The sequence below is a fragment of the Lentibacillus kapialis genome (assembly GCF_014646635.1).
Lineage (GTDB): Bacteria > Bacillota > Bacilli > Bacillales > Amphibacillaceae > Lentibacillus > Lentibacillus kapialis.
In genome coordinates, this window is sequence record NZ_BMNQ01000081.1 from 1 (window position 1) to 9,992 (window position 9,992).

Below are 9,992 nucleotides of genomic sequence, written 5' to 3' on the forward strand. Positions count from 1 at the left end.
CTAAAAGACCTGAATCAACTATATAGGCGTGCGTACTCAAACTATTGAACCGCCGTATACGGAACCGTACGTACGGTGGTGTGAGAGGACGACTAATCAACTAATGATTAGTCTCCTACTCGATTGATTTCCAACGTTTTTACTATATAAATATTAAAAACTGTTTTTTCAAAAAATGATGGCATATCAGTGATTTGTATCACTCGCAGGCGGTTCGTTCTTTCGTATGATACAACTGATTGGATTTCAATGATTTGTTTTTTAAGGAGTTTAACCATGAAGGGGGATGCAAATTGATACAAACAGTTGCATGGGTAGTCAGCCTAATTTTTATGGTGATTGTCACTTTCGTATTCGGCTTTGTTGTACTGAAATCTACGGAAATAAAAGATTATGAACTAATTAAGAAAAAGTGGTACAGAGCACGCACATTTTATGCCGTGATATTGATTGTCTTTATGTTAACGCTTACTATTTATACGCTAAGGGAACTTCCGTATAATCAGCCTGTTTATAGTGCCGGTGCTGAGCCAACGGTTGTGCATGTTGAAGCTATGCAATTTGGCTGGAAGATAAGTCAGACTGAATTGAAGGCTGGTGATCCGATTGAATTTAAAGTGACCAGCAAAGACGTTAATCACGGGTTTGGTATTTATGATGAAGAGATGAATATGCTCACACAGACACAAGCAATGCCTGAGTACACGAATAACGTCTATATAACATTCGATGAGCCCGGCATCTATAACATTCTTTGCATGGAATATTGTGGTTTGGCGCATCATGCAATGACAGCAGAAATAACTGTGACGGAATAATATAATGGAGGTGTGTAGAAATGGAGTCTGTTAAATCCCGAAATAATATAGTTGTGTCCTATTTGCTGATTGGTGGCTTCACCATTCTTGTCATGATAATATTCGGAATCCTGATGCTGCTGTCACAAGGCGGCGTGCTTGATCTGTCACCTTCTATGTTTTATCAATTTTTGACGATACACGGGACTGGAATGGTCGGTGCAGCTGCGATTGCTTCGGCAGGCATTATGGGGTATTTTTTAAGTAAATATGTAAACCTTTCGAAAAACGTGATGACACTCAACCTAATTTTATTCTTGATTGGTGTCGTTATGGTAATTATTGGTGTATTTTCGTTTGAATATGCGGGTTCATGGACATTTCTTTACCCCCTCCCACAGCTTTCGGCCAATGCATGGGGGATAGTCGGTGCACTACTCTATTTATTTGGAATGCTTATACTGGGAGCCGGGTTTCTGCTGTTTTATCTTGATGCCGGCCGTGCCATCATGAAACATTATGGCAGTTTGGCAAAGGGGTTGGGCTGGGATGTTATTTCCGGAAAAAAAACAGACGATCGTGCCCCTTCAAGTACGGTGGTTGCAAGCACAATGGTTATCATCGTCAATGTTACAGCAATAACAGCAGGTGCGACCGTTCTGATCATGAATGCCATTCATGTGATTAATCCCGCATTTACGGTTGATCCGCTGCTTGCCAAAAATCTGACCTATGCATTCGGTCATATCTTTGCGAATTCGATTATATATATGGGCGTTATAGCCGTATACGAAATCCTGCAAGAATATACGAAACGTCCGTGGAAGATTAATAAGGTGTTTCTTATTGCTTGGACTATGTCGACTGTGTTCACCTTACTTATTTACACCCATCATTTATTGATGGACTCTGTAATGCCGGCTTGGATGCTGATCATGGGGCAGGCACTGTCCTATGCGAATGGCTTGCCAGTGCTGGTCGTTACGGCGTATGGTGCGCTAATGATTGTTTATAAATCAGGTATTAGGTGGGATGTAGGTTCAGGGCTGATTTATGTATCGATGTTTGGCTGGGTGGTCGGCGTCGTTCCGGCGATTGTCGATGCGACAATAGTAGTCAATCAAGTGATGCACAATACCAAGTGGGTTCCGGGACACTTTCATATGTATATGGCACTTGGTGCTTGTGCGATGATTTTTGGCTTTATGTATTATATTGCGAAACAGGATAGCGATATCAAGACGACTATCATGGATCGATTTGCGTTTGCCGGATATACGCTTTCGATTTTAGGGCTGAGCGGATCACTTCTTGTCTCCGGTGCATTAGGCACACCAAGGCGCTGGGCATCCCACTTACCGGAATGGATGGCTCCGGCAGTATTCGGAGGTATAGCCGGTATATTGGGAATGCTCTCAGTGGCCGTATTCATTGTACACTTTGTGCGCTTTATCAGACGACGCAAAAAAATGGTTTCAGGAAATGCTTTTGACGATCAACAGCTTGCATAGTGATTCTAAGATTTGCAGGGAGGTCCAGGCAAATGCAACTAATATTATACGGAACAATGCTCTTTGTTCTGCTGATAATTCCCCCTGTGCGAAACGCCATGGAGTCTGTCATGGTTGTCCACATGCTCGTTCAGATGCCGCTATTGATTCTTTCAGGCTGGCTGATGGCGGGCGAATGTCAAAGCAGGTTCGAACGTTTTTTGGCATCGTGGAATGCAAATGGTACTGCCGGCATATTGCTCGTCATCCTTATTACTATTTACTGGATGATCCCCCGGACACTTGATGAGGCACTTGTCACCTGGTATATTGAGCTGTTTAAATTTGTAAGCCTTCCTTTTTTGGTGGGGTTCCCTCTGCGGAACAGTTGGAAAAAACTTGCTTCATTGACAAAAGGTTTTATTGTATTTAACTATATCTCTATGTTTGGATTGTTGGCCTGGATATACATTGATGCCCCTGTTCGCGTGTGCAACAGTTATCTGGAGGCTGACCAGAAGATACTGGGGTGGGGATTTTTGATGATTATGGTCAGTCTTATTCTCTATATGCTTCAGTACGTATTTATGGATCATTCGGAAGCATCATCATAATGTGTCAAAGCACCTCGGTTTCAGAGGTGCTTTTTGACTGTCCAGGTTAATCCGACCGATCATGAGCGAATACATCGAGGAATAAGAGGAAAAGACCTTGAATATAAAGTGGTGGTTTTCACAATATACATGATGGAAATATGTATTTAACTATTGTCAAATCAGTTATTTGACTCTTTTATTTCGTCATATATTGTTTATAAGTGAGCACATTTTAAGTGACCTGAATCACGGGTGTAGGAAGTTTATGAACGTACACTTTAGGTAAGATAAGGTGGATCATTCAATGAGGCAGATAACTGTAAAGACCAAACGGGGTGAATGGTCAGGCTTATCTATAAAAATAATGGGGTGATTGTAATGTTTAAACGAATGGGGATTCACACAGCGATTGGTCTGAGCGCTTTGGTTTTGCTGTTATCTGCTTGTTCTGAAGAAAATGTTGAACCTCAGACAGACGTATCATCTGACCTGGACAGTACTGTTCAGCAAGCGAGTGCAGAGAAATCACCTGAAGTCATTGAAGCACATCATGGGGTGAACCAGAATCCGACCCCGCTTGATATCGAACGTGAAGGAAGTGATGTATATATCAACATGACAGCACAAATAACCGACATTGAAATTGACGATGATTACAATTACAAGGCATGGACATTTAATGGTGAGGCACCTGGTCCGTTGGTAGTTGTCAATGAAGGTGACACGATCCATTTTACGCTGGAGAATATGGATCCGTCGATTCCACACAGTATGGATTTCCACGCTGTTCACACAGCCCCCGATAAAGGGTTTGCAGATGTAGCGCCGAATGACGAGGGAACCTTTGTTTACCAGGCATCGAGTCCGGGTGTGTTCATGTATCACTGCGGCACAGACCCGGTTCTTTCCCATATCGCCAACGGCATGCATGGCGTCATCATTGTTCAGCCGGATGATGGCTATCCGACCGATGGAGAAGTGGATAAGGAATATGTGATTATCCAGAATGAATGGTATAAATACAATGATCTCGAGAACATGACAAATGGGGAACCCTCCCAGGTTGTTCTGTCGACAAAAGCTCTTCATGACGAACAGCCAAACACAAATGGCACAGTCGGCGCACTGCTGGATGAACCATTGGAAGCGAAAGTCGGCGATAAGGTCAGATTTTATATCAACAATGTGGGGCCGAATGAAGTGAGCAGCTTCCATGTCATCGGGACTATGTTTGACGATGTATATATTGACGGTAATCCGGCCAATCATCAGGAAGGTATGCAAACTGTCGGGCTTCCGGCAAGTGGCGGAGCAGTAGTGGAATTTACGGTCAAAGAGCCTGGAACCTATAAATTTGTTACCCATCAATTTAACCATGTACAAAAAGGCGGTGTCGGGAAACTGATCGTTACTGAGTAAGGAAAATGGATTGAATCAAAACCCGGCTTCGCGAATGCCGGGTTTTTCGTAACGTCAGAAAGTATAAATTATGGGTGACCTTATAATAAGCTTCGGCATTCGCTATAAGACGAGGCGAATGCCGAGTTTTTCTAATGCGTTCCAGAAAGTAACAATAATACCTTTATTATTTGGACGTTCCTATCAACATATCACTTATCTTCGTTTTGACTCTTCTCTATTGATTAACTCAGATTCTATTATTAGATGGTCCCGCAGATTAAACAATCAGAGCATATAAACCCTTTGTAAATGATTTTTAGGGCAAATATCGGGTAGAATGGATAATAAGTAAACAGTGAGCACAAACGAATATTTGTTCGTTTATGAGTTAAAAAATGAACGCATATATGATAAAATAGCGTTATCGAAGGAGAACGGAGGTTTTCGTTTTGGATAATAAATTTGAACTGGTGGCTGATTATGAACCGCGCGGCGATCAACCCGAAGCGATCAAGGAAATCGTTGAGAAGGTGAAAGCCGGACAGCGCCATCAAACATTGTTAGGCGCGACGGGTACCGGAAAAACGTTTACAGTTTCCAATGCTGTAGCGGAGATAAACCGTCCGACACTGGTGATTGCCCACAATAAAACACTGGCAGGTCAATTATATAGCGAGTTCAAAGAGTTTTTTCCCAATAATGCTGTCGAATATTTTGTGAGCTATTATGACTATTATCAGCCGGAAGCTTATGTACCGTCGACCGATACGTTTATCGAGAAAGACGCGAGCATTAATGATGAAATCGATAAACTGCGGCACTCGGCAACGTCAGCACTGATTGAACGCCGTGATGTGCTGATTGTGGCCAGTGTGTCGTGCATTTATGGCTTAGGTTCACCTGAAGAGTATGAAAGCCAGGTTCTTTCGTTAAGAATGGGGATGGAAAAAGATCGCGATCAGCTTTTACGTGATTTGGTCGATATCCAGTATGCTCGTAATGATATAGATTTTCAGCGCGGAACGTTCCGTGTTCGCGGTGACTCGGTTGAAGTTATCCCGGCCTCACGCGAAGAGCACTGTATGCGCATTGAATTTTTTGGTGATGAAATCGATCGAATCCGTGAAGTCGACGCATTAACCGGTGAAATTATCGGTGATAGGGAACATGTGGCTATCTTTCCGGCGTCACACTTTGTCACACGTGAAGAAAAGCTGAAAAAGGCGATTAAAAGTATTGAAAAAGAGCTGGAAGAACGGCTGGTGGAATTGCGTGAACAGGATAAGCTTCTGGAAGCGCAGCGTCTTGAGCAGCGTACCAATTATGATATTGAAATGATGGAAGAGATGGGCTTTTGTTCAGGTATCGAAAACTATTCACGGCATTTGACCTTCCGTGAGCCCGGTTCGACACCGTATACATTGCTTGATTTCTTCCCGGATGATTTTTTGTGTGTCATTGACGAATCACATGTGACATTACCGCAAATTAGAGGAATGTATAATGGTGACAAAGCACGCAAACAAGTGCTGGTTGATCATGGTTTCCGTTTACCGTCCGCACTCGATAACCGGCCGTTGCAATTTGGCGAGTTTGAAAAAGCAACCAGTCAGCTGGTCTATGTGTCGGCAACACCTGGTCCATATGAACGGGAACATGTACCGGATTATACCGAACAAATTATTCGTCCGACAGGTCTTTTGGACCCGAAAGTGCATGTCAGACCAATTGATGGACAGGTTGATAACCTGGTTGAGGAAATCAGCAAACGCTCAAGGCGGAATGAGCGTGTGCTGGTCACAACGCTGACGAAAAAAATGTCTGAGGATTTGACCGATTATTTGAAAGAAATCGGTATGAAAGTTGCTTACTTGCATTCCGAAATTAAGACACTGGAGCGGATTGAAGTCATTCGTGATTTGCGTGTCGGCAAATATGATGTGCTCGTCGGCATTAACCTGTTGCGTGAAGGGCTCGATATACCGGAAGTATCGCTTGTTGCTATCCTGGATGCTGATAAGGAAGGTTTTCTGCGTTCCGAGCGTTCGCTCATCCAGACGATGGGACGTGCGGCACGTAACGAAAACGGTGAGGTTATCATGTATGGGGATAAGGTAACGAATTCCATGCAGGTTGCCATAGATGAAACAAACCGCCGCCGTGAGAAACAAATGGCGTATAATGAGCGTTATAATATTACGCCGACAACAATCCGCAAAGATGTTCGCGATGTAATTCAGGCAACTGTCGCGGCCGAGGATGTCGAGGATTACGAAGACAAGAAAACCAATGTTGCCGACATGACGAAAACTGAGAAAGCAAAAATGATTGATAGTATGGAAAAAGAAATGAAAGAAGCGGCAAAAGAACTTGATTTCGAAAAGGCTGCCGAACTTCGGGATATTGTGCTTGAATTGAAGGCAGAAGGTGCCTGATCATTAAGCCTGCTTTTTGAGACAAATACTATCAAGCAAAGTGGAAGGATGACCTGATCATGCCAAGCAAAGAAATAAAAATTCAAGGTGCTCGTGCGCATAATTTGCAAAATATCGATGTATCTATCCCTAAAAATAAATTTGTTGTTTTAACAGGCCTGTCAGGATCCGGCAAATCATCACTGGCCTTTGATACAGTTTATGCAGAAGGACAACGCCGTTATGTTGAATCCCTCTCTGCATATGCCCGGCAGTTTTTGGGTCAAATGGATAAGCCTGATGTTGACGCCATCGACGGGTTATCTCCGTCTATATCAATCGATCAGAAAACGACAAGTAACAACCCGCGCTCGACGGTCGGTACGGTGACTGAAATTTATGATTACCTGCGTTTGCTGTATGCCCGTGTGGGACATCCGACATGTCCGCGGCATGGGATTGAAATCAGTTCACAGACTGTCCAGCAGATGGTGGATCGGTTACTCGAGTACCCCGAGCGAACAAAAATGCAGATTCTTGCTCCGGTTGTTTCCGGGCGTAAAGGTGAACATGCCAATACAATTGAAAAACTAAAACAGGAGGGCTACATCCGTATCCGTGTTGACCAGGAAATGCGTGAGGTAACCGACGATATCACGTTAGATAAAAATAAAAACCATTCGATCGAGGTGGTTGTCGACCGGATCGTCGTCAAAGAAGGGGTTGCAAGCCGCCTCAGTGACTCGATTGAAACCGCACTCGGACTGGGTGAAGGTAATATTATTGTTGATGTGATTGATGACGAGGAACTGTTGTTCAGTGAGAATCATGCATGTCCGATCTGTGGTTTCTCAATTGGTGAACTCGAACCAAGACTATTTTCATTTAACAGTCCGTTTGGCGCCTGTCCGTCATGTGATGGCCTTGGCACAAACTTGGAAGTCGATCTGGATCTCGTTATTCCGGACTGGCAAAAAACATTGAAGCAGCACGCAATTGCAGCATGGGAGCCAATCAGTTCCCAATATTATCCGCAGCTTCTGAAAAGTGTTTGTGATCATTACGGCATTGACATGAATGTTCCGGTCAAAGATATTCCGAAAAAGCAGCTGGATAACATTTTGTATGGCAGCGGTAAAGAAAAAATTCATTTCAGCTACCAAAATGATTTTGGAAAGCTGCGTGATAATTATATTTATTTTGAAGGTGTTTTGAATAATATCGGCAGAAGATATCGCGAGACACCGTCAGATTTTACCCGCGAGCAGCTGGAGAAGTATATGGCCCATAAGAAATGCCCGACCTGTAACGGTCATCGTCTTAAGGAAGAAGCGCTTGCGGTGCTTGTGAACGGAAAGCATATCAGCGAAGTAACCGATTATGCAATTTTGGAAGCGAAAGATTTTTTTGCAAATCTAGCGTTAACTGAAAAAGAAGAAACGATTGCCCGCATGATTTTGAAAGAAATATTGGACCGTCTTGAATTCATGAACAATGTGGGACTTAACTACCTGACCCTGTCGCGTACTGCCGGTACATTGTCGGGCGGGGAGGCGCAGCGAATTCGTCTGGCAACGCAGATCGGCTCAGCCTTAACAGGTGTATTGTATGTGCTTGATGAGCCGTCAATCGGTCTGCATCAACGTGACAACAATCGACTGATCAATACGCTCAAGCAGATGCGTGATTTGGATAATACGTTAATTGTCGTCGAGCATGATGAAGACACAATGCTGGCGGCTGACCACTTGATAGATATTGGACCTGGAGCTGGCGAACATGGTGGTGAAATTGTTGCCAGTGATACACCGGAAAACGTCATGAAAAATAAGAAGTCACTTACCGGAGAATATTTGGCGGGTGATAAATATGTGTCGTTGCCAGCGAAACGCCGAAAATTAAACAAACGTAAGCAGCTCAAAATTGTTGGTGCTGAAGAGAACAACCTGAAAAACATCGATGCGTCGATTCCTGTGGGACTGCTGACGGTTGTTACCGGTGTTTCCGGTTCCGGCAAGAGTACGTTGATTAATGAAATCCTGCATAAATCATTGGCAAAACAGTTGAATCGATCGGCTAAATTTAAGCCGGGAAAACATAAAAAAATTAATGGTGTCAATAATATTGAGAAAGTGATTGACATTGATCAATCGCCAATTGGGCGGACGCCACGTTCGAATCCGGCAACCTATACAGGGGTGTTCGATAATATCCGCGATGTTTTTGCACAGACAAATGAAGCCAAGATACGCGGTTATAAAAAAGGGCGATTCAGCTTCAACGTCAAAGGTGGACGCTGTGAGGCATGCCGCGGCGACGGTATTATCAAGATTGAAATGCACTTTTTGCCGGACGTCTATGTGCCTTGTGAAGTATGCCATGGCAAACGCTACAATCGTGAAACATTAGAAGTGAAGTATAAAGGAAAAAGCATCGCAGACGTATTGGAGATGACGATTGAAGAAGCATTGGATTTTTTCAGTAATCTTCCAAAAATCAAGCGAAAACTTCAGACAGTATATGATGTTGGTCTCGGTTATATCAAGCTCGGACAACCAGCTACGACCTTATCCGGCGGAGAAGCTCAGCGGGTGAAACTGGCAAGTGAGCTCCACCGCCGGTCCAACGGCAAATCATTTTATATTTTGGATGAACCGACAACTGGACTCCACACAGACGATATTCGCCGTCTCATGAATGTGCTGCAGCGGTTAGTGGACAACGGGGATTCGGTCCTGATTATTGAGCACAATCTTGATGTGATCAAAACAGCAGATCATATCATTGATCTCGGACCTGAGGGCGGTGACGGAGGAGGCGAAATTATTGCGGCTGGTACACCGGAAGACGTTGCTGATAACGAGCAATCGTATACAGGACGCTATTTAAAACCTATTTTGGAACGGGATCGCAAACGAATGGAACGAGATATGGAACGGCGGGAAAAAGTCGGGTCAAAATAAAAAAGAAGCAGCAGACTGCTATGCGGTTCGCTGCTTTTTTTATTATAACGTCAGAAAGTATAAATTATGGGTGACCTTATAAGAAACGCTTCGGCATTCGCTATAAGGCGAGGCGAATGCCGCGTTTTTAGTGCGCCGGGCATGTGCTATGTCTAGGGAGTGAAAGTCTCCTGCGGGCTTGGTAGTAGGAACCGCTAGCCAAAGACATGATGATAGAATAATAATCGGACAACCCAAACAGAGAGATTTCCTAGTTTAGTATAATATAATTAAACTGGGAGGAATCATCACATGGCACAAAATAAGAAGCAATTTGATGCACAGTTCAAGC

Annotated in this window: 6 protein-coding genes; all 6 read left to right on the forward strand. The window is 43.7% G+C overall.

Going from position 1 to position 9,992, the window contains the following annotated elements; all coding sequences use genetic code 11:
* Positions 1–293 precede the first annotated feature (293 nt).
* The 6 genes from IEW67_RS16785 to uvrA all read left to right on the forward strand — a co-directional run bounded on the left by IEW67_RS16785 (position 294) and on the right by uvrA (position 9,661).
* Positions 294–818, forward strand: coding sequence for a cupredoxin domain-containing protein (locus tag IEW67_RS16785; RefSeq protein ID WP_188634230.1), 525 nt, complete (start codon positions 294–296; stop codon positions 816–818).
* Positions 819–838: 20 nt separating this feature from the next.
* Positions 839–2,308, forward strand: coding sequence for a cbb3-type cytochrome c oxidase subunit I (locus IEW67_RS16790; protein WP_188634231.1), 1,470 nt, complete (start codon positions 839–841; stop codon positions 2,306–2,308).
* A 32-nt stretch (positions 2,309–2,340) separates the two neighbouring features.
* Positions 2,341–2,901, forward strand: coding sequence for a hypothetical protein (locus IEW67_RS16795; RefSeq protein ID WP_188634232.1), 561 nt, complete (start codon positions 2,341–2,343; stop codon positions 2,899–2,901).
* A 360-nt stretch (positions 2,902–3,261) separates the two neighbouring features.
* Entirely contained in the window at positions 3,262–4,302 is a 1,041-nt protein-coding gene (locus IEW67_RS16800; RefSeq protein WP_188634233.1) for a multicopper oxidase domain-containing protein, read from the forward strand.
* Positions 4,303–4,733: 431 nt separating this feature from the next.
* Entirely contained in the window at positions 4,734–6,719 is a 1,986-nt protein-coding gene (gene uvrB, locus IEW67_RS16805; RefSeq protein WP_188634234.1) for an excinuclease ABC subunit UvrB, read from the forward strand.
* Between the two features lie 59 nt (positions 6,720–6,778).
* Positions 6,779–9,661 (forward strand): excinuclease ABC subunit UvrA, encoded by a 2,883-nt coding sequence (uvrA, locus tag IEW67_RS16810; RefSeq protein WP_188634235.1) that lies wholly within the window; start codon positions 6,779–6,781, stop codon positions 9,659–9,661.
* Positions 9,662–9,992 lie beyond the last annotated feature (331 nt).